The organism is Stieleria mannarensis (assembly GCF_014154935.1).
GTDB lineage: Bacteria > Planctomycetota > Planctomycetia > Pirellulales > Pirellulaceae > Stieleria > Stieleria mannarensis.
The window spans coordinates 211,294-230,764 of sequence record NZ_JACEHH010000003.1 but is presented as its reverse complement, the minus strand read 5'-3'; the positions used below and the strand labels follow the sequence as shown (position 1 = coordinate 230,764).

The following is a 19,471-nucleotide window of genomic DNA, read 5'->3' as shown; positions in this document are numbered from 1 at the left end:
CTGGAAAAACAATTGGCCAACGAATTTTGCGGTGATTGCGGGGCTAGAAACAGAGGGCGGATGGGACCGATGGGGTGTGCAAAAATTGCAGGGGCAACCCGCCGGAAGCGTGCATTGGTTGCATGCCTTGGACCGACCAACCGCCCCGCACGCTTTGATGATTGGCGAGATTGAAGTGTTTCAGCTGTTCGCGGCGTGTCGCGGCATTGGATTTGCTTCACCATCCGACAACGAATCAATCAATCAACTGAGGTGAAGTCATGAAACGGTTACTCATTGGTCTGTCGGCATTGATGGTCCTCGCGGCGTTGCCGCTGTGCGCCGAGGCGCAACAACGCAGGGGACGAGGTGGAGCCGGCCAAGGGAGCGGCTTTGGGCGTGGTACTCAAGGAGCGGGGCTTCAATCACGATCGGGATCACCGGGCAGCGGGTTTTCGCAATCATCCAATCGGGGCCGCCAAGCCACGCAGTTGGATGGCGATATCGCGAACTCGATCGATCTGGTCCGTTTGTGGGAGGAGGAAAAACTTGCGCGGGACGTCTACGCAAAATTGGCTTCGACGTCGAACCAACGTGTGTTTCAGAACATCTCCCGCTCTGAGAACCAGCACATGCAGGCCGTGGCACGGCTGATGGGCGGAAGCGGGACGACTCGAAATCGATCGAGTCAGACGCCGGGAGTGTTTGTGACACCAGAATACCAACAGCTCTATCAAACGCTGGTCAACGAAGGCAGCCGTAGTCCGCTGGACGCCTTGAAGGTCGGCGCGAAGATCGAAGAGATGGATATTGCGGATCTGAAACGATTGATGTCCTCCTCGGCAAATCCTCAATCGCATCAGGTATTGATGCAGCTGATGAACGGATCGCGGAACCATTTGCGTGCGTTCGCGTCACAGATCGCGAATCAGGGCGGTGATTATCAGGCACAGTTCTTGACCCAAGAAGAATTCGATGCGATCGCGAGATCCGGTGGCAATGGACGGGGCGGTGGCAGTGGACAAGGCGATGGCGGTAAAGGCCGTGGCCGGGCCGGACGGGGGCCCGGCCAGGGGAGTGGAAACGCATCAGGCGGTGGCCGGCGAGGATCCGGTGGCGGCCCGAGGCGGTGACGTACAATCAATATCATCAACGCAACGCCCATCGCCGACACGACCAACGCAACCATGCAGCCGACGCATCCAAAACGAATTCCCCGGCCGCGGATCGTCGGCATCGTGTTTTTGGTTGCACTGTGGGTGATGTTTGCCGTGTGGCAACGCGCCGAACACGTGCACCAATGCCGGCTGATCCACGCCACGCTGTCTTCCCAGGGCGAAGCGCTTGCCACGGCGGTGAGCAATTCGATCGTCTCACACCGTTGGTTCAGCCCGTTCGTCCAAGCACAACTTCCTTCGACGCTGGAAACATTGGCCCGCTCGACCAATGTGATCGCGATCGCTGTGGTCGCGGGTGGAGACCTGGATCAGGCCTACGTGACGGGCGATGAAGAACGGATCGTGTTCGATTTGCCCGTCGGGGAACATGTCGTCGGTGAGACGCTTCATCTGGTGCATGAATTCGAAATGACCAACGACCCGCCGATGATGGGAGGCTTCGGCGCTGCGAAAGTCTCGCGAGACACAGAATCATTTCGATCGATCATCGTTCTCGATCGCACCGCAACCACCGCACAGTTCTATCTGGAAGCGCGAAACAGGATCCTGATCTTTGTTCTTGGGACGCTGTTGTTGGTCGCCATCGGAGCCGTATGGCAATTCACGGTTCGGCTTGCCCAATCGGAAGGAAAGACACGATTGTTGACTGCGGAAACGCGGCATCTTCGTGAACTGGGACAAGCGGCGGCGGGACTGGCCCATGAAACTCGCAACCCGTTGGGGTTGATTCGCGGTTGGACGCAGCGTTTGGCCGACGCGGGATTGCCGCAACCGGATCAACAGGCCCAGGCCGAAGCGGTCATCGAGGAATGTGACCGTGTGACCGCCCGAATCAATCAGTTTCTTGCGTTTGCCCGCCAGGCCGACGTCCAACTTGGCGCGGTGTCGCTGGAGGAATTGATCGAGGAGTTGCAGTTGCTGTTGCAGCCGGACCTGGACGCGAGCGGATTGGAACTTCAAACGGCGGGCTTGGACGATCCCCGAGCGATTCAAGCCGATCGTGACCAGCTGCGACAAGTGTTGTTCAATTTGCTGCAGAACGCGATCGCCTTTGCACCCGATCACAGCACGATTAGACTTTCGCTGTGTCCGTCCGGCGACGGTCGGTTTCGCATCGAAGTCGCCGATCAGGGGCCGGGGGCCTCCGAACAGATCGTGGAGAGTCTGTTCGAACCGTATGTCTCGCGCCGACCCGGCGGAACCGGGCTTGGATTGTCGATTGTTCGTCGCATCGCGATCGCGCATGATTGGGATGTCGGCTACCGAGCCGGCGAAGAAGCGGGCGTCCGACCGGGCGGCAGCGTGTTTTGGATCGATGGAATCCGAGCCGCATGAAGTGGGAAATAGCATGAATCGACAACATTTACCATCGAAGGTTCTTGTCTTGGCGGCGACGTCATGAGCAAAGTCATGCCGGACCGGCCGGTGATCATGGTCGTCGACGACGAACCGGCCCAACGCGAACTGATCGGCGGTTTCTTGCAACGCCACGGAATGGAGGTCCTTGAAGCGGATTCGGCCGAAGCGATGCTTGCGATTTTCCCACAGCGCCGACCGGACATGATTCTGTTGGACGTGCGATTGCCCGAACAAAGTGGCATCGATGCGCTTCCGGCGATCCGTCAACAATTGCCCACCGTTCCGGTGGTGTTGATCACGGCGTTTGCCGACGTTCGGCAAGCGGTCGAGGCGGTCAAGCGAGGCGCCGACGACTACTTGTCCAAACCGATCGATTTGGAAGAGCTGAAGGTGTTGGTGTTCGATACGCTGGGCATGCGATCGGACGCATCCGATGGCAACAAGCCGTCGCTGCCGGAGTTGCCGGCGGATTTCATCTACGAGAGCAGCGCGATGCGGGGGCTGATCGAGACGATCGCGGTGGTCGCCCCTTCGGACGCACCGATCCTGATTCAGGGGCAGAGTGGGTCGGGGAAAGAGTGGATCGCAACATTGATTCACCAGTGGAGTCACCGCGCGGACCATCCGATCGTGACGACCAATTGCGCCGGGCTGTCGGCGACCTTGGTGGAAAGCGAACTGTTCGGACACGTCAAAGGCGCCTTCACGGGCGCCTCGGACAACCGCTTGGGATTGTTTCGATCGGCCAATGGCGGCAGCCTGTTTTTGGACGAGATTGGTGAAATGCCTTTGGAGATGCAACCGAAATTGCTGCGCGCATTGGAAACCCATCAGGTCACTCCGGTCGGAGCGGACCGGCCGATCGAAGTCGACACTCGTTTGATCGCCGCGACCAACCGCAACTTGCAGGATGAAGTGCAAGAAGGACGGTTTCGCGAGGATTTGTATTATCGGTTGAACGTCGTTGAACTGATCGTTCCGCCGCTGGCAGAGCGACGCGAAGACATTCTGCCGTTGGCCAAACACTTCGCCAGCCAATTCGCCAATCGTCAAGTCCGATTCTCGCCCCAAGCCTCCCGCGCCATGCTCGCTCACCCGTGGAGCGGAAACGTGCGTGAGCTGCGAAATGCCATGCAACGCGCCTGTTTACTTTGCCAAGGCGACGTGATTCTGCCCGAGCATCTGCCGGCGAAAATGGCGGTCGACCGGCGCGCGGAAATCCCCGACGCGGGACGTTTATCACAAGTCGAGCGGGCGACGATCCTGGCGACCTTGGAAGAATGTGATGGAAACCGCACCCGGGCGGCGAAGGTGCTGGGGATCAGCCGCCGCGCACTGATCTATAAGCTGCGCGACATGGAAGCCTAGCTGGACAACGCCACGATGATGTAGCTACGCTCGCCAGAGCGTGGCTGGCACCGGGGATCCACGTTCTGGCGAAGGTAGCTACATCGGCTCGGCAATCTTCGCCTGAACATTCCGGGCAACGGTATTCGACGATGCGAAGGGGCCTCGCAGTTTGCAATCCAAGAGGCCCCGTCGCCTCGTCCACGCCCCGGAAACCGAACGGTGCCCGTCGTCTCGCCGCGGTCAGCTTGTTAGACTGTCGGCCGTCTGGCGCACACCGATTGTCTGGGATGACGCCGCATTCGGAGCTTGATCGACTGGAAACCGATGACCGCTGTAAATGAACCTGTTGCGTTGGGACTGGATTTTGGAACTGAGACGGTGCGCGCCGTGCTCGTTGACCGCAACGGGAGCGAGTTGGCTGTCTATGAAAGTACCTACCGTCATGGGCAAATCACCGACACCCTGCCGACCAGCGGCGAGACGCTACCGACGCACTTTGCGTTGCAACACCCCGCTGATTGGATCGAATCGGCGGCCGAAGCGATACGCAACGCCATCGAGCGTTCGGGGATCGACGTGGACCGCGTCGTCGGGATCGGAGTCGACTTTACCAGTTGCACGATGCTGCCGACCTGCGCCGACGGCACGCCGCTGTGTGAGTTGGATCGATTTCGACAGACGCCACTGGCGTGGCCGAAATTGTGGAAACATCACGGTGCGATCGAACAAACCGAGCGGATGAATCGGATCGCCAAAGAGCGTAGCGAGCGGTTCATGGACCGATATGGCGGAACAATCGGATTGGAATGGTTCTTTCCAAAATTGCTGGAAACGATCGAAAAAGCGCCCGACGTCGCCGAGGCCGCCGAAGTTTGGATCGAAGCCGGCGATTGGTTTGTCTGGCAATTGGTCGGCGGCGAGGCCGCCGCCTTGCCGCGTTCCACTTGCCAGGCCGGATACAAGGCATTGTGGTCGGCGGAGTCCGGGTATGCGTCGGACGATTACTTCGCCGCCGTGGATCCGAAACTGGCCGAAGCGGCGCGCGACAAGATGCCCGGACGAATGTTGTCGCCTGGGCAGTTGGCCGGAACGCTGTGCGACGAACTTGCCGATCGGCTGGGTTTGCCCGCGGGGATCGCGGTCGCCGCGGCCACCATCGACGCCCATTCGGCCGTGCCGGGCGTTGGTGAGGCCCAGCCGGGAACGCTGGTGATGGTGATGGGGACCAGCAGTTGCCACATGCTCAATGCGACCGAGGGCAAGCCGGTCGACGGTGTCGCGGGGATCGTCGAGGGAGGCATCTTGCCGGGGCTGTTCGGCTATGAAACCGGACAGGCTGCGGTCGGAGACGCTTTCGCGTGGTTGTTGAAATTGTTGAACCTGGATTCCTTTGAGAAACTCGGCCGAGACGCGATCGCCTTGCCACCGGGTGCCGAAGGCGTGATGTGTCTGGATTGGATGAATGGCTGTCGCACGCCGTTGATGGACGGGGCGGTCAAAGGCGCGTTCAGCGGATTGACGCTGGCGACGACGCCGGCACACATGTACCGGGCGTTGCTGGAAGCATCGGCGTTTGGCGTGCGTTGGATCGTCGACGTGCTTCGCGAAGGCGGAATTCCGGTGGAACGCTTCGTTGCCAGCGGAGGTTTGCCGCACCACAACCCGGCCATCGTTCAGGTCTATGCCGATGTGTTGGGCAGCGAGGTCGAAGTCCATCCGTCCGAGCAAGGCCCCGCGATCGGGGCGGCGGTCCTGGGAATGATCGCGGCCGGTCCGTCGAAAAGTGGGTTTGCAAATGTCGCCGATGCGGCACGTGCGATGGCCGGTGTGCCGGAATCGGAAAAGAAGATCGTGAAGCCGAATCTTGAGAACCAGGCGAGCTATCACGATCTGTATCGCCAATATCGAAACCTGGCCGAAGCGATCCGATCGTTGTAGGTGCGATTTGGCTTTGATCGCGGGCGGCGAAATTGTTATCACCATTGCTTGTCCGTCGATGGACGGGTTGCGCTGGAGCGAGTCAGGGTTGGAAGAGCAGAAATGCGTACATTGGCGATCGGAGACATTCACGGTTGCTACCAGTCGCTGAAAGCGTTGGAAGCGGCCGCCAAGATGACGGCTGGCGACCGGATCGTCGTGTTGGGGGATTTCGTTGACCGGGGGCCCGACACCCGCAGCGTGTTGGATTGGATGATGGATCGGAAGGGCGAAGGGTTGATCGCGCTGCGCGGCAATCATGAACTGATGATGCTGGCCGCCCGGCGATCGGACGACCGCCATCAAGAATGGTTGTCCTGTGGCGGTGATGCGGTCCTGGACTCCTATGGCGTCGACCACGCGGAACAGATTCCGGAGCGACATTGGGAGTTTGTGGCCAGCGAACTTGTCGCCTATCACATCGGCAAGAATCACTTCTTTGTGCACGCCAATGCCTATCCCGAAATGGACTTGGAGGAGCAACCCAGCTACATGCTTTACTGGGAACGGGAGGCCGAGCGGGCGCCCCATCGATCGGGGCGCGTGATGGTTTGTGGGCACACCCCGCAGCGAAATGGGATTCCGTTGGATATGGGTCACGCCGTTTGCATCGACACAGCGGCTTGCCGAGGCGGCTGGCTGACCTGTTTGGACGTCGACGCCGGATACTGTTGGCAGGCCAATGAGCAAGGCGACATGCGGGGGTTTTGGTTAGACCAAGGGCCGTGTGCGTCGCAGCGGGAACGGGCGTAAGCGGGCTGTCGATTTAGTGAGCCAGTGGTAGGTGTTGGAAGTGGGATTGATCACGGGCCGCTCGCTGACGCCTCCGCTGGCATGGTGTGCTATTCGTTGCCGTGAAACGCTTTCATCTCACTCAGCAATCGTGCAACGACGTCAGGGTGTTGCTCGGCAACATCAGTTTGTTCGCCCAGGTCCGATTCCAGATCAAACAACAGTGGCGTTTCGTACCGCGTCACGGGTCGCCGGCGCCGCGTGATCGGATCGGTCGGCAGAGTGCTCGCAACATGGATTTTGTAGCGGCCCGAGCGATAGGCATTTTGATGGTAGGCCCAAGTTTTCCGTGGGCTCGGTGCCTCGTCGAGCAGTGTCGGAGTCAAATCGGTCGAAATATAACCGGGCTTGTCAGTCGGTTGACCACCACCGGTCAGGGCCGCAAACGTAGCGTACAAATCCAGGTTCGCGGCGATCCCATCCACGGTCGCCGGTTGGATCGTCCCGGGCCAATAAAAGATCGCCGGGACTCGCTGGCCGCCTTCCCAGGTCGTCGCTTTCTCACCGCGCAATGGCCCGGCGGTTCCACCGTGCGGCCCGAAACAAGTCCAGGGTCCGTTGTCGCTGGTGAAGATGATCAACGTTTCTTTTTCGATTCCCGACCGCCGAACCGCATCGACGACTTCGCCGACCGACCAATCAATCTCTTCGACGACATCGCCGAACCGTCCACCGGCACTCTTGTTTTGAAACTCCGGCGAGGCAAAGATCGGCGCGTGCGGCATGTTGTGGGCCAAGTACAAAAAGAAACGTTCGTCCTTCTTACTCTCGATCCACTTGACCGCCTCTTGCGTGTATCGCCGTGTCAAGAGTTCCTGATTGACGGGGAATTCGACGATCTCTCGCCCCCGGATCAGCGGCACAGGGAACGAAAACTTGTCACAGGTATCAAAGACCTCGCGTGTCTGCTTCTTTCCCGGCGGCGGCGGCACATCGTTGCTGCCGGGCGTTCCATAGTGATCATCGAATCCGCATTCCAACGGGTGCATCGGGTCGACGGTGAAGTCTTTGGGGTATCCGGCCAGGTGCCACTTGCCGAGGATCGCCGTCGCGTAGCCTTGACGTTTGAGCATCGCGGGCATCAATGCGCCGCGATCATCTTTCAATCCGTTCGCCTGACGCGGGATGAAGACCGGGTGCCGACCGCTCATCAATCCTTTTCGGCTCGGGACGCAGGTGGAACCGGAGGAGTAGAAACTCGTCCAACGCTGGCCCGCCGCGGCCATCCGGTCGATGTTCGGCGTCTTGTTCGTCGGGTTTCCGTAACAGGCCAGATCGCCGTAGCCCATGTCATCGACGAAAATCAAGATGATGTTCGGCGATGATGGTTTCGCGACCGCAACCGAGCAGAACAAGACGGCTGCGGAAAACAGAATTAGACTCAGTCGCACAGGGGAACGTTTCATGGTGGGACGCAGCGTCGGTTAGAGTTCGTCGTAGATTTTCAGCGGAAAGTTCGGCTCGACGGTTCGGTCGTTGATGAACGCTTGCTCGAGTCGCTTGACGATTTCGGGATGTTCCTTGGCCAGATCATTGGTTTCCGCGGCGTCGTCGGCCAGATTGTAGAGTTCCCAGTCGGCGGCTTGTTTGCGATTGATGTCGCGACGAATCGCTTTCCAATCGCCATCTCGCACGGCGACGATTCCGCCGTAACCGTTGAAATTCCAAATCAGCGGCTTGTCACGCCTGGCTTCTTTTCCTTGGACCAATCCGACCAGACTGACGCCGTCCAACACTTGTTGTTGGGGTAATGGCGCCCCTGCGATTTCTGCCAACGTGGGGAACCAATCGGGGAAATACGAGGGAAACTCGGTTTCACTTCCCCCGGCGACTTTCCCCGGCCAACGAACCAGGCAAGGAATTCGGATGCCGCCTTCGTAACAACTGCCCTTGTATCCGTTCAAACCGCCGTTGGAGTTGAAGAAGGTGCAGGCCGCGCCGCCGACGTGGAATTCGGGGTTACGGCTTCCGTGAGTCGGACCGTTGTCGGAGGTGAAAATCACGATCGTGTCGTCACGCAGCCCGAGTTTGTCCAGCCGGTCCAGAATGGTGCCCACGTGTTCGTCCAAATCCGAAATCATCGCGGCATAACCGGCTCGGGGACGCGGGTGCGGCAGGTATCCATTCTCGCCACGGTACGGACCGTGTTGGTCGTCCCATTCGGTCGGATACCGATCGATCCATTCTTGTGGCGGTTGCATCGCGACGTGTGGTTCGACGAACGGGCAATACAAAAAGAAGGGCTTGTCCTTGTTTTGGTCCAGAAACTTGACGGCTTCTTTCAGAATCAAATCCGGCGCGTAGGTTTGTGCCCGGTAGTCGTCGGCCACCACCTCGCCGTCCGGTTTGCGGTCGTGTCCCGGGATCGGGTACTTGTTGATCAGCACCTCTTTCTCATCGCTATCCAAAAACGGAGGGTAGTAGCTGTGTGCGTTGCGTTGGCAGTTGTATCCGAAGTATCGATCGAAGCCCTGTTTGATCGGTGAACCGGTCGTGTTGGACGGGCCCAGCCCCCACTTGCCGAACGCTCCTGTCGCATAACCGGCATCTTGCAGCACTTCGGCAATGGTGACGATTTGTTCGGTGATCGGAAACTGGCCGGGGTAGATTCGTCCGTTGCCGGAGTCACGGTTGGTGCGGATTTCGGCGTGCCCGAGATGTTGGCCGGTCATCAGCGTGCAGCGTGCCGGCGCACACACGGGGGCTCCGGTGTAATGTTGCAAGAACCGCATGCCGTCGCGGGCCAGCGTGTCGATGTTGGGCGTGCGAATCTTTTCTTGGCCATAGCATCCAAGTTCACCGTAGCCGAGATCGTCGGCCAGAATGAAAACAATGTTGGGGGTTTTGGCCGCGGCAAACCGCGGGATCAATCCGGCCAAAAGAAAAGCCGTCAAAACAAAACAGGCGCGCGAAGGTGACATCTGTAGTTCGTTGCTTGGGGGGCGAAAGTCTGGCGGGGCGAAACAGGTCAACGATTCAGTGACGTCGACTCGTCCGGCCGATTGTACTCGATCTGAAACGTCCTTTCGCCGGTGGTGTCGTACCGGATCGTCAATCTTCCGCGATGGCGAACGGTGTCTGTGGCGGCGACCGAAGCATCGCGTGCTACAGTTCAACGACGACTATCCCCCTCGCAAGAGCATGTTCATGTCCACATTTGCAAGCCCCATCTCTGCAAGCCACCCGTCAAGCCCTGCAGGATCGGTAAACGTCGAACGATCGTTGCAGGCGCCGGTGGAAGACGATCGCTACGAACCACGTTTTCGCGTGGTCGCCGGTGACCAGGCAAGCGGCATCGAATGTCACCTTTCGGTCCGATTGAACGCGGCGGGCGATTTTCGAGTCCCCTGCCAATTGCTGGACCTTAATTCCAGCGGTTGTGCAATCCGTTATCGCCACCCGCGGCCGCTCGGGACATCGTCGACGTCGACGGTGCTGGAGATGAACAATCTGGCGAATTCGGACTCCGTGCAGCTGCTCGTTCGCGTTTGCTGGGTCCGTCAAGCAGGGATCGACCAGTACGAATGCGGCTTATACTTTCGCCGCTCGTTGCCCGACACTCTGATCCCCGACGGGATTCGCGCCGGCCAACTCAGTCGCCGAGTGGCCAAGCGGGCATCGGTGGACGCGGCCGTGACGGTCCGGCAATCCCAGCCACGGATTCATGCGGCCGGGCGGATCGTTTCGGTCAGTCACAGCGGCGCCCAGATCGTCTCGCCGAGTGAGTTGACCATCGGGGAAAAGTTGATGCTGCAGCTGGACGACAAGCAGGCCGCTGTGGGCGTGACGGTTTGGAGTTCGCGACACGGGGACCAATTCGCATCAGGAATCGCGTTCATTCAAGCGGGAATGGGGCGTCAATTCCATGACGCCGTGGTTGGTCTGGATTAAGGGCGCAATTGTCCCGATTCAACGAGTCATCGCGGTGATGTCAGTGCGACGATTTGGCGACGGGGGCTCCTCCGGTAGCGCAGGTTGACGTTGCGCTTTCTAGCAACCGATACAAGCACGAAGCGCGAGCGAGTGCGTTTCTGCAATTGTGCGTCGTGCTTGTAGGAAAGGCGATCCAATGGGTTTGGAACAGTGCGTCACTCGGCTCGGCTGATAATTTCGCCCATCAGATAACAGCGGAAACTGGCGACCAACTGGGCGACGGCGTCATTGAGTTCACGTCGGCGGCGATCGCGGTTGCGGATCGGTTTGATTTCCACGTGGACCTTGGTGCTGCAACCCGGCGTCGCCTTTTCGGTCAACAGTTCGTCTTTCTGCGCCTCACTGAGTGTTAGAACGGCGTGCAGTGAGATTTTGTGATCGACCCTGCGGCGGCCTCCCTGGCTGGCCCCCGAAAGGACCTTGAGCGAGAGTTGGTTTTCATCGACGTTAACGATTTCCGCGTGGTGGTCGGCGATGAATCCGCGTAGTTTTTCGATCACCAGATCGATGGGAACGGGCGTCAAGATATCCACCTTCGTTGCGGCGGCTTCTTCGTTGCCCATCAACCAATCGAACCAACCGGTCCGCAGAGTCGACTCGGCGACTTCGGACATCCTGCCCAGCCCGAGCTGAACGACGCGGTTGCGGCCGTTGTCCTTGGCTTTCAACAAGGCTCGGTCGGCGCGAGCCAAGACGGTTTCGGCACTGTCGCCGGATTGGTATTCGGTGACGCCAAAGCTGGCGGTGATGCATTCCCCGCCCAGTGCTTCGATCGGCGTTGATTCGAGCGTCTGTCGGAGGGCTTCGGCGCGTTTGGCACCGGTGGCGTTGTCACAGGCGTTGGCCAGCAACAGAAATTCTTCACCACCATAACGTGCCACCAGATCGCCATCGCGGGATTGTGTCCGCAGGATGTTCGCGAACACCTTGAGCGCTTCGTCACCGGCGGGATGGCCGAAGGTGTCGTTGATCCGTTTGAAGTGGTCCAGGTCGCAAATGACGAGCGCAAAGGTGGGGCCGCCGGCGACGGTTGCGGCAACCATTTCTTCCAGTGTGGTGTCAAAGTGGGCGCGATTGGCGACGCGGGTCAGACCGTCCAAACGCGTCTGTTTGTGCAGCGTGTCGAGTCGGCGTTCCAGATGTTCGCGATCGGACAGATCATGCACGACGATCACGGTCCCGTGGGATCCGGGTTGTTCGCCGTGGACGGGCGCGACTTCGACATGCACGGACACCGGATCGGTGCCCACCGCATCAATGATCATCGCGCGACGGACGGCTTCACCGGTCCGGAAGCACTCTTGCAGTGGACAAATCGTTTCGTCATCGCGATCGCGGTCGGTGTCGCGCATCCGCAGTGCGGCGGCCGACCACTGTTTGCCGATCATGGCCTCGGCCGGCAGGTCGGTCAAACGTTCCATCGCCACGTTCCACTGAGAGACGTTTCCTTCGGCATCGGTGAAGGCGACGCCGTCTTTGAGTGTGGCGAGCAGCCGTTGATTGAACAGAGTTTCGCGGCGAACGACCTCCTTGGTGCGATGGGTCTTGGCGACACTGGGGTTGACCGCCCCGGTCCAAAACGCTTCGGAATCTTCGGGGCGCAATTGCTGCAGCCATCGGTTGACCATCGATCCTTGCAAGATCTCCGGCCGGGCTTCCAACAACCGGCTGAAATCATGAACCAGATTCGGGTCAAATTGGGTGCCGCTGGAGTGAACCAATTCGGTGAGCGCACGATCACGACTCATCGCCGGCCGGTAAACGTGTTCGGTCGTCATCGCGTCAAACGCATCGGCGATCGCAAGCATGCGCGCCCCCAACGGCAATGCGTCGCCGCGGGGTGTTTCGCCATCACGTCGACTGTCGTACCAAGCGTTACAGTAACGAACAATCGCCAACAGATCGGGATCGGCGGTGCAGCCGCGCAGGATTTCGCATCCGATGCTCGGACAAGTGTCCATCGCAAGCTGTTCGTCGACCGTCAATTTTCCCGGCTTGCGCAGAATCCGATCGGGAATGCCAATCTTGCCGACGTCGTGCAACAGCCCCGCGACTTCGATACGGTCGCGAAGCTCGCCATCGAGCCTCATTTGCTCCGCCCAGCTGCTGCAGAACAACGCGACGCGCAATCCGTGTGCCGCGGTCGCGGGGTGCTTGGTCCGCAAGGCGTAGAACAGCGAGGTCGCGATGCCCAGTCGAACGACCGCCAAGCGGTTTTCGGCCTCCTGTTCGGGCCGTTGAGCCGGAGATTCTGCGACCGCCTCGGAAGCGATTTGCAGTTTCGCCAGCAGGTCGTTCACGCAGTTTGTCGCATTTTGGCCGGCCGGATTCGAGCTGGGAGCGCCTCCCGCGGTGGGAACGACGGTGCTGAAGGGACTATTGGGGGGCTCAAATGGTGTCTGAGACGGAGTCATTATGCTCAAAATCGGAGAAGTGACGACGAGAATACCGGCTACTGGAAACCATAGGTCACTTGGGTGTGCGGGACGTCAAAATCGCGTCAATCTCCCTTGTCGCCTGATCGCTACAACCAGAACGAGAGGCGTGATGCGTGCCCCCCCGTCACAGCGGAGCTTTCCTTTCAAAGCTTGCGATTTGCTGTCACCCCACCTACCATGAAGGGGTCTGCTGGGCGAAGGGTGTCGCCGGAAAGAAGGCAGCAAACACCGGCCTGTGACGCTTCTCTTTTGGTATCGACACCGTGAGTCTTTCTGACATCGACCGAATCTTGCTGCAACGCTGCATCGACGGAGCGCCGCGGGCGTGGCAGGATTTTGTGGAACGCTTTTTGGGGCTGGTGATCCACGTCGCCAACCACACGGCCGAATCACGTGGGATCACACTGGACGAATCCACCCGCGACGATCTGGTGGCCGAAGTGTTCATGGTTTTGTTGGCTTCGGATCGGGGGGTGTTGCGACGATTTCGCCGCGATAGCTCTCTGGCGACCTATTTGACCGTGATCGCCCGGCGGGTGATCGCCCGTCGGCTGCACCAGGACGGCACGCGTAGCCGGTTGTCCGTCACCACCGCCGAACCGGTAACGCACCAGGCCGCCGATCGAATCGAAAACCGCGAGGAAGTGGAGCGTTTGATGGCGCGGCTTAGCCCCGAAGAATCCGACATCGTCCGGATGTACCATCTGGAAGGCATGTCCTATCAGCAAATCAGCCAGGCGGTCGGCATGTCCGAAAACTCGATCGGGCCGTTGCTCAGCCGGGCCCGCCAGAAGATGCGCGAGGGTGCTTGAGAATCGATGAGCAAGTCAAAGGACAACTCCGCGTCCTCGGTCGCGCGACGGAGTTTCATCAAGGACAGCGGGTTGATGATCGCCGGCGGCGCGATCGGTGGTGCCATCGCGGTCGGAAAAGCGGTTCAGGGCGGTAACGACGCGCCGATCAAGATCGCGATCGTCGGCTGTGGTCGCCGCGCCCGCGAATTGTCCGACGCCATCTGGTCGGTGGACAACGAGGCAGCCGAGCTGGTCGCGCTTGCGGATTATTTCCCATCGCAAACCCAGTCGATGTACCGCAGTCTGAAAGGCCGCTACTCCCAGGCAATCGCCGCCGATTGCGTCCGCGCCGGTGGGGCGGATCCGTTGGCCCCAGTCCTGGAATCCGACGCTGACGTCGTTTACCTGACAACACCGCCGGTCGATCGTCCCGGTTACTTTCGGCGGATCGTCGAAGCGGGAAAGCACGTCTTTTTGGAAAAACCGCTGGCCGCCGATGTCGCAGGGGTTCTTCAGACGATCGAAACCGCAGAGTTAGCCAAGGCGACCGGCCTGTCCGTTCACGTCGGGTTTCAACGGCGCTACGACCTTCGCTATCAGGACGTGATCGCACGCATCGGTGAAGGGGCGATCGGGACCCCGGTCTTTGCCCGAGCGTTTTGCAACGCCGGATCCATGCGGCCGCCGGTTCGCATGGCCAGAGAATCAGACCAGGAATTCCAACGCCGAAACTGGAACCATTTCCAATGGACCGGCGGCGATTTTTTGGTGGAACAACACGTCGCGGGGCTGGATGCGATCCGCTGGGCGCTCGACCAGAGCCCGATCGTGGCCCAAGGGCAAGGCGGTTGGGGAACGTTTGAGACCGCCGAACATCAATCGACCGGCGGCGATCGAATCGGCCAGGTGTTCGATCACCACACGGTCGAATTCGAATTCGCAGACGGCGTCGTGTTGATGTCACAATGTCGACGGGTTTCCAAGGCCTGGAACAACACCAGCGAACACATCCACGGAACCTCGGGGCGAGCCGATTTGTCGACCGGCACGCTCTACGCTCGTGATGGAAGCGTGATTTGGAAGTCCGAAAAACCGTCTTCGCTAAAATCCGCCACCGTCGCCCAACAACAGGCGTTCCTGAACTCGGTCCGTCGCGGGGCCGCGGAAAACCAAGTCGAATCGGCCGCCGCCAGCACATTGATGGCGATGCTGGGACACCAAGCGACCCGCACCGGCAAACGGGTGCGGATGGACAAGCTGATTCAGCAAGCGTAGCGGAATTCGAATACGCACCGAGCCAGGGCAAAACCGTCCCTGGAAGAGGTCGTGCGGTTCTTCAAATTAACCCTCCCTGGAAGGGAGGGTCGAGCGTAGCGAGGGGAGGGTCGATTGGTGGTATTTAAGTGCTTTCGAGCTACAGCAAACCCTCCCCGCGTCGTCGTACAACTCCTCCGCGACCCTCTCAGAGGGAGGGTGAAGTCGTAAACGCCTGTTAAATCAGAGGTTAAAAACCGCTCGAACTCTGCAAGTCAGTGTGTCTTTTCTGGAGACGAACGCCATCCATGTAGCGTCATCCCCCCTCTGTCAAATTCGATTCGGGGTGAATCCATCGGCGCCGCCGGTCAGAGGCATGTGGGTGTAGTCGGTCACCATCCACTCGCCGTCGGGTTGTTTCTGAAACGTCAGTATCACACGCCGGGGGACGCGGATGTTTCTCATCCCGCCCCGGTTCATGCTGGCGGTGACCGACGCGTCCAGATCGACGGTCGCTTCGGGAGGCAGGCTGCCGGTCACCATGTTGATTTGAATGTTCCGCACGCCGATCCGATGGAATTCGTAATTGGGCAATTCGCTAAGTGCCCGTTGCCGTGTGGCGCGGTCGGCGATGTAGATCACCGCGGATTCATGATCGTTTTGCTCCACCGCCTCGGCCGTCGAATAGATCGCTTGAAGAATCTTTTCGCGATCGGTGACGATGGAATCTGCGACATAGAATGACACCGGGATCAACAGAACGGTTGCCAGGCTCGCCACCCCAAGGCGTTTGTTGCCCGTTTGTAACCAGCCGTACAGCAGGCCCGCGACGACCCCGCCGATCATGATCGAGATCAACAGGGGCTTCTCCGCCAATATGGTCCACATCGTCTCGGCCCTCGTCGCGCTGGGGGTTAACGATCGCCCGCTTTGATCAGACGAATCAAATCTTCGGTGTCCATCTTCGCCGCGCGGTCGGTTCCGTCCAAAACACCGGCGACCAATTCGCGTTTGTCGGCGTGCATCTCCAAAATCTGTTCTTCGATCGTACCGGAGGCGACCAGGCGATAGACGGTGACCGGTCGTTCTTGTCCGATTCGGTGCGCACGGTCGGTGGCTTGGTCTTCGACGGCCGGGTTCCACCAGGGGTCTAAGTGTATGACGTAATCAGCCGCGGTAAGGTTCAAACCGGTTCCGCCGGCCTTGAGCGAAATCAGGAAAAGTTCTCCGTCGCCCTCTTGGAACGCATCGACCCGCCGCTGTCGCTCTTTAGCCGGCGTCGCCCCATCCAGGTATTGGTATTTAATCCCGCGTTCTTCCAGCAGTTCACGGATCAGCCCCAGGTGTTTGACGAATTGGCTGAAGATCAACGCGCGGTGTTCGCCGTCGCGCAGTTCATCGATCAACGAATTCAACAGGTTCAATTTGGCGCTGCCCTTGTCCCACATGCGGTCGACCAGTCGGGGGTGACAGGCCAATTGCCGCAGCTTGGTCAACCAGGCCAAAGTCCGCATGCGGTGTTCGCCGGGCTTGGCATCGCCACCGCCGGACAATTCCGCAAGCGCCGCCACGCGGGCCTCGTCGTACCGTGCCCGTTCTTCGGGGCTGAGGTGAGCTTGCAGGGTGATCTCGGTGCGCGGCGGCAATTCCGTCAGCACCTTTTCTTTGGTCCGTCGCAAGATAAACGGCCGGACCAGGCGGGCCAACGATTGACGCCGCTCGGGATCTTTGTGACGTTCGATCGGGTCGGCAAATCGGTTGCGGAATCGGTCCCACGATCCCAGCAATCCGGGGCTGATCGTCCGCAACAGACTCCACAATTCACCGAGGTGGTTTTCCAGCGGCGTCCCCGACAGTGCGATCCGCCAATCGGCATCCAAATCACGGATCGCGCGTGACGTTTTGGTTTGGGCATTCTTGATGAACTGTGCTTCGTCCAACACCAATGTGTTCCAGCGTTTGGACGCAAAGCGTTTGGCGTCACGCTGGACCAACTGATAGCTGACGATGACCAGGTCACCGGCGTCGGCGTCGTCGATGACTTGTTGCCGATTGCCTTCGCGATAGAGGACCGGATTGAGTTCGGGCGCGAAGCGTTGGGTCTCTCGCACCCAGTTTTCACCGACGCTGGTCGGCGCGACCACCAAGGTCGGACCGCCGTCGGCGCGTTCGACCAAGACGCCCAGGGTTTGCACCGTTTTACCCAGACCCATGTCGTCGGCCAGGATTCCCCCGACGCCCCAGCGGCTTAGGCGGGCCAACCAACGGTAACCGTCCAGTTGGTAATCGCGAAAATCGACATCCAAGCCGTCGGGTTTAACGGGATGGTAATCCGCCAACGAGTCCAGGTTTTCGACCACCTGACTCCAACGCGCGGAGACTTCCAAGGTGACGTCGGTTCCGAGCAATTCCTGCACCGCGGGGACGGCGGCGTCGGCGACCTTCAGTTCCCCACGTTCGGCGACCAGGGTATCGCCGAGCTGTTCGAGCCGTTTGCGAAACGCGTCACTGATCTTTGCAAACTCGCGATCGCCGACCCGGACCAGCGCGCGTCGTTCCGTGACGGCAGTCAACAGGTCTTCCAAGTTGACGTCTTGTCCGGCGACCGAAATCGTTCCCGACAGTCCGAACCAGTCTTTGGAATCGTCGATCTGGACGCGAAGTGCCGAGGGCGTGATTTCTCCGCGGACGCGAATCGTCTCGCCTTCGGGCCAGATCATCCGCGGTGCCTGGTCGCCGGCATCATACAACCGCGCCAACAGATCCAATGCCTGCTCGTCGCTTTGTGCGACCCATCCGTAGGGCTCTTCCGGGGCCAGCTGATTGATCTGGAATCGGTTGATCACTTCGCCCGCATGCTCCCGTTCCGCTTTGGTGTCGCGCACCAATCGGATCGGGCCCTGGTCGGTGATCCCCGGCATGATCGCCGGTTCGTCGCCAGGCCGGATCATGCCTTGCAGGCGTGAATCGAACATCGACAAACGGACAAACATTCCCGCTCCGCCACGCGGCCGCAGCTCCAACACCATCTCGGCCTCGATGTCCTCCAGCGGACCGGCCAATTGGTCGGGCAAATCGACACGCACCAGCGATCCGATCTGGCCGATGTTCATGGTCAATTGATGCGCCGCATCGTCATCGAGCAAGACTTCGTGCAAATCGCTCTTCAGCAGGTAGGAAATCAAACGGGTCGCCCTGCGGTCGCGCAGCGCGCACGTGATCAACCGATTGCCGTTGGTTTCCGCGATCAACACCACGGGTTGGGCGGGATGCAGGTTGCCCAACACGAGTTCGCATTGATTGATGTCGATGTCGATCCCGGGCACCTGCAGCGCGACGCGGTAAAGCGTCTTGCGTTTGGCCGGATCCGACTCGCGTTCGATTTGCGTTTCACCCGAACGTTCTTCGTCATCGAGCGAATCGATTTCAACCGGTTGCAGCGAAACGGACAGTTCGCCGCGCGAGACCTCGATGGGAGTGGCCGAGGCGTCGTCCCAAGCGACGTTGGGGTGCCCGACCAACAGATCCACCGATTGAAACAGGTGGTAATACTCGCGATTCACTTCCGAGCTGCCCTGGGAGGTCAGCGCGGCGATTTGGCTATCGACCGGGGTGCCTTCACCGTCGCGGCGGAGCAGGTCGAACGCGGGGGTTTGACGCCCCTTGGACCAGCCCTTGGAATTCTTCTTCAGCCGCTGGACGAACGGATTGATGCTGACCGGGCCGTAGAGTTGGTTGTTCGAGATCTTGACGCGCCACTGCACGCGGGATGCGGCGTCTTCCTCTTTGGCGTGAGCTTCGTTGGTCAGTTTAAGCAATTGGTTGACCACGTCGCGTCCGGCGGCAACGGTGTCGGTTTTCAGTTCGCTGAGAAACAGCAACACCTCTTCGCTGTTTCGTCGCGAGATCTGTTCGTGCACCCACCATGCAACCGCCAACGTGCAACTGCAGCGGCCGTGTCCGTTGTGTCGCGATTGGGCACGTTCGAATTCCGAGCAATCGCAACTGACCGAAGCCCGCAGCGACATGTCCAGTGGCGAATCGGGTGTCGGGTCGGCATCACCGTCCAGGTCGGGTTCGACTTGCAAGGTGACCAGGTAGGGCAGTTTTCGCCCGGGACGCATTCGGAACTCAAAGCTCATCTTTCCGTCGCTTTGAGAAAACTTTGGCGTCTCGACCCGCAGCATGGCTGCGCGTTTGTCCAACGATTGGTCGTGATCGTCCACCAGCCGCGAAACGGCTTCGCCGAGCAACAATCCAAACGCTGCCGGCAAATTGTCCGTCATCAATTCCATACTCAAACTCGGTTCCTTTTATCGATCTGCCGTTTTCCAGGTCGGTGATCAGTGCTGTGCGACTTTCAATGTCATTGGCCAACCCGCTATTCTAACGCTACGCTGCTCGGTTGCGATGCCAA

Annotated in this window: 13 protein-coding genes; 8 read left to right on the top strand and 5 right to left on the bottom strand. The window is 59.7% G+C overall.

What is annotated here, in order from left to right; all coding sequences use genetic code 11:
- Window positions 1-260: 260 nt before the first annotated feature.
- The 5 genes from H1B37_RS03395 to H1B37_RS03375 all read left to right on the top strand — a co-directional run bounded on the left by H1B37_RS03395 (window position 261) and on the right by H1B37_RS03375 (window position 6,596).
- Window positions 261-1,112 (top strand): DUF2202 domain-containing protein, encoded by an 852-nt coding sequence (locus H1B37_RS03395; RefSeq protein ID WP_182865197.1) that lies wholly within the window; start codon window positions 261-263, stop codon window positions 1,110-1,112.
- A gap of 54 nt (window positions 1,113-1,166) precedes the next feature.
- Entirely contained in the window at window positions 1,167-2,492 is a 1,326-nt protein-coding gene (locus H1B37_RS03390) for a sensor histidine kinase (protein ID WP_182865196.1), read from the top strand.
- A gap of 63 nt (window positions 2,493-2,555) precedes the next feature.
- Window positions 2,556-3,884, top strand: coding sequence for a sigma-54-dependent transcriptional regulator (locus tag H1B37_RS03385; protein ID WP_220498010.1), 1,329 nt, complete (start codon window positions 2,556-2,558; stop codon window positions 3,882-3,884).
- Window positions 3,885-4,190: 306 nt separating this feature from the next.
- Entirely contained in the window at window positions 4,191-5,804 is a 1,614-nt protein-coding gene (locus tag H1B37_RS03380) for a ribulokinase (RefSeq protein ID WP_182865195.1), read from the top strand.
- A gap of 102 nt (window positions 5,805-5,906) precedes the next feature.
- Window positions 5,907-6,596: a metallophosphoesterase family protein gene (locus tag H1B37_RS03375; protein ID WP_182865194.1), complete on the top strand. Its 690-nt coding sequence runs from the start codon at window positions 5,907-5,909 to the stop codon at window positions 6,594-6,596.
- A gap of 89 nt (window positions 6,597-6,685) precedes the next feature.
- On the opposite strand, the gene H1B37_RS03370 is transcribed toward H1B37_RS03375, so the two are convergent.
- Both H1B37_RS03370 and H1B37_RS03365 read right to left on the bottom strand, forming a co-directional pair.
- The gene (locus tag H1B37_RS03370) at window positions 6,686-8,041 is read right to left on the bottom strand and encodes a sulfatase family protein (protein ID WP_182865193.1); all 1,356 of its coding nucleotides are present in this window, start codon (window positions 8,039-8,041) and stop codon (window positions 6,686-6,688) included.
- Between the two features lie 18 nt (window positions 8,042-8,059).
- Window positions 8,060-9,556, bottom strand: a complete 1,497-nt coding sequence (locus tag H1B37_RS03365; protein ID WP_182865192.1) for an arylsulfatase — start codon at window positions 9,554-9,556, stop codon at window positions 8,060-8,062.
- 226 nt (window positions 9,557-9,782) lie between these two features.
- On the opposite strand from H1B37_RS03365, the gene H1B37_RS03360 reads away from it, so the two are divergent.
- Window positions 9,783-10,526: a PilZ domain-containing protein gene (locus tag H1B37_RS03360; RefSeq protein ID WP_182865191.1), complete on the top strand. Its 744-nt coding sequence runs from the start codon at window positions 9,783-9,785 to the stop codon at window positions 10,524-10,526.
- A 197-nt stretch (window positions 10,527-10,723) separates the two neighbouring features.
- On the opposite strand, the gene H1B37_RS03355 is transcribed toward H1B37_RS03360, so the two are convergent.
- The gene (locus H1B37_RS03355) at window positions 10,724-12,868 is read right to left on the bottom strand and encodes a sensor domain-containing diguanylate cyclase/phosphohydrolase (protein WP_182865190.1); all 2,145 of its coding nucleotides are present in this window, start codon (window positions 12,866-12,868) and stop codon (window positions 10,724-10,726) included.
- A 401-nt stretch (window positions 12,869-13,269) separates the two neighbouring features.
- On the opposite strand from H1B37_RS03355, the gene H1B37_RS03350 reads away from it, so the two are divergent.
- Together H1B37_RS03350 and H1B37_RS03345 are read left to right on the top strand one after the other, a co-directional pair.
- The gene (locus tag H1B37_RS03350; RefSeq protein ID WP_182865189.1) at window positions 13,270-13,818 is read left to right on the top strand and encodes an RNA polymerase sigma factor; all 549 of its coding nucleotides are present in this window, start codon (window positions 13,270-13,272) and stop codon (window positions 13,816-13,818) included.
- Between the two features lie 6 nt (window positions 13,819-13,824).
- Window positions 13,825-15,075 carry a Gfo/Idh/MocA family protein gene (locus tag H1B37_RS03345; protein WP_182865188.1) on the top strand — a complete coding sequence of 417 codons (1,251 nt, stop codon included), beginning with the start codon at window positions 13,825-13,827 and terminating at the stop codon, window positions 15,073-15,075.
- Window positions 15,076-15,384: 309 nt separating this feature from the next.
- Here H1B37_RS03345 and H1B37_RS03340 read toward each other — a convergent pair whose 3' ends face one another.
- The gene (locus tag H1B37_RS03340; protein WP_182865187.1) at window positions 15,385-15,942 is read right to left on the bottom strand and encodes a hypothetical protein; all 558 of its coding nucleotides are present in this window, start codon (window positions 15,940-15,942) and stop codon (window positions 15,385-15,387) included.
- A gap of 26 nt (window positions 15,943-15,968) precedes the next feature.
- The gene (locus tag H1B37_RS03335; protein WP_182865186.1) at window positions 15,969-19,349 is read right to left on the bottom strand and encodes a DEAD/DEAH box helicase; all 3,381 of its coding nucleotides are present in this window, start codon (window positions 19,347-19,349) and stop codon (window positions 15,969-15,971) included.
- Window positions 19,350-19,471: the final 122 nt, after the last annotated feature.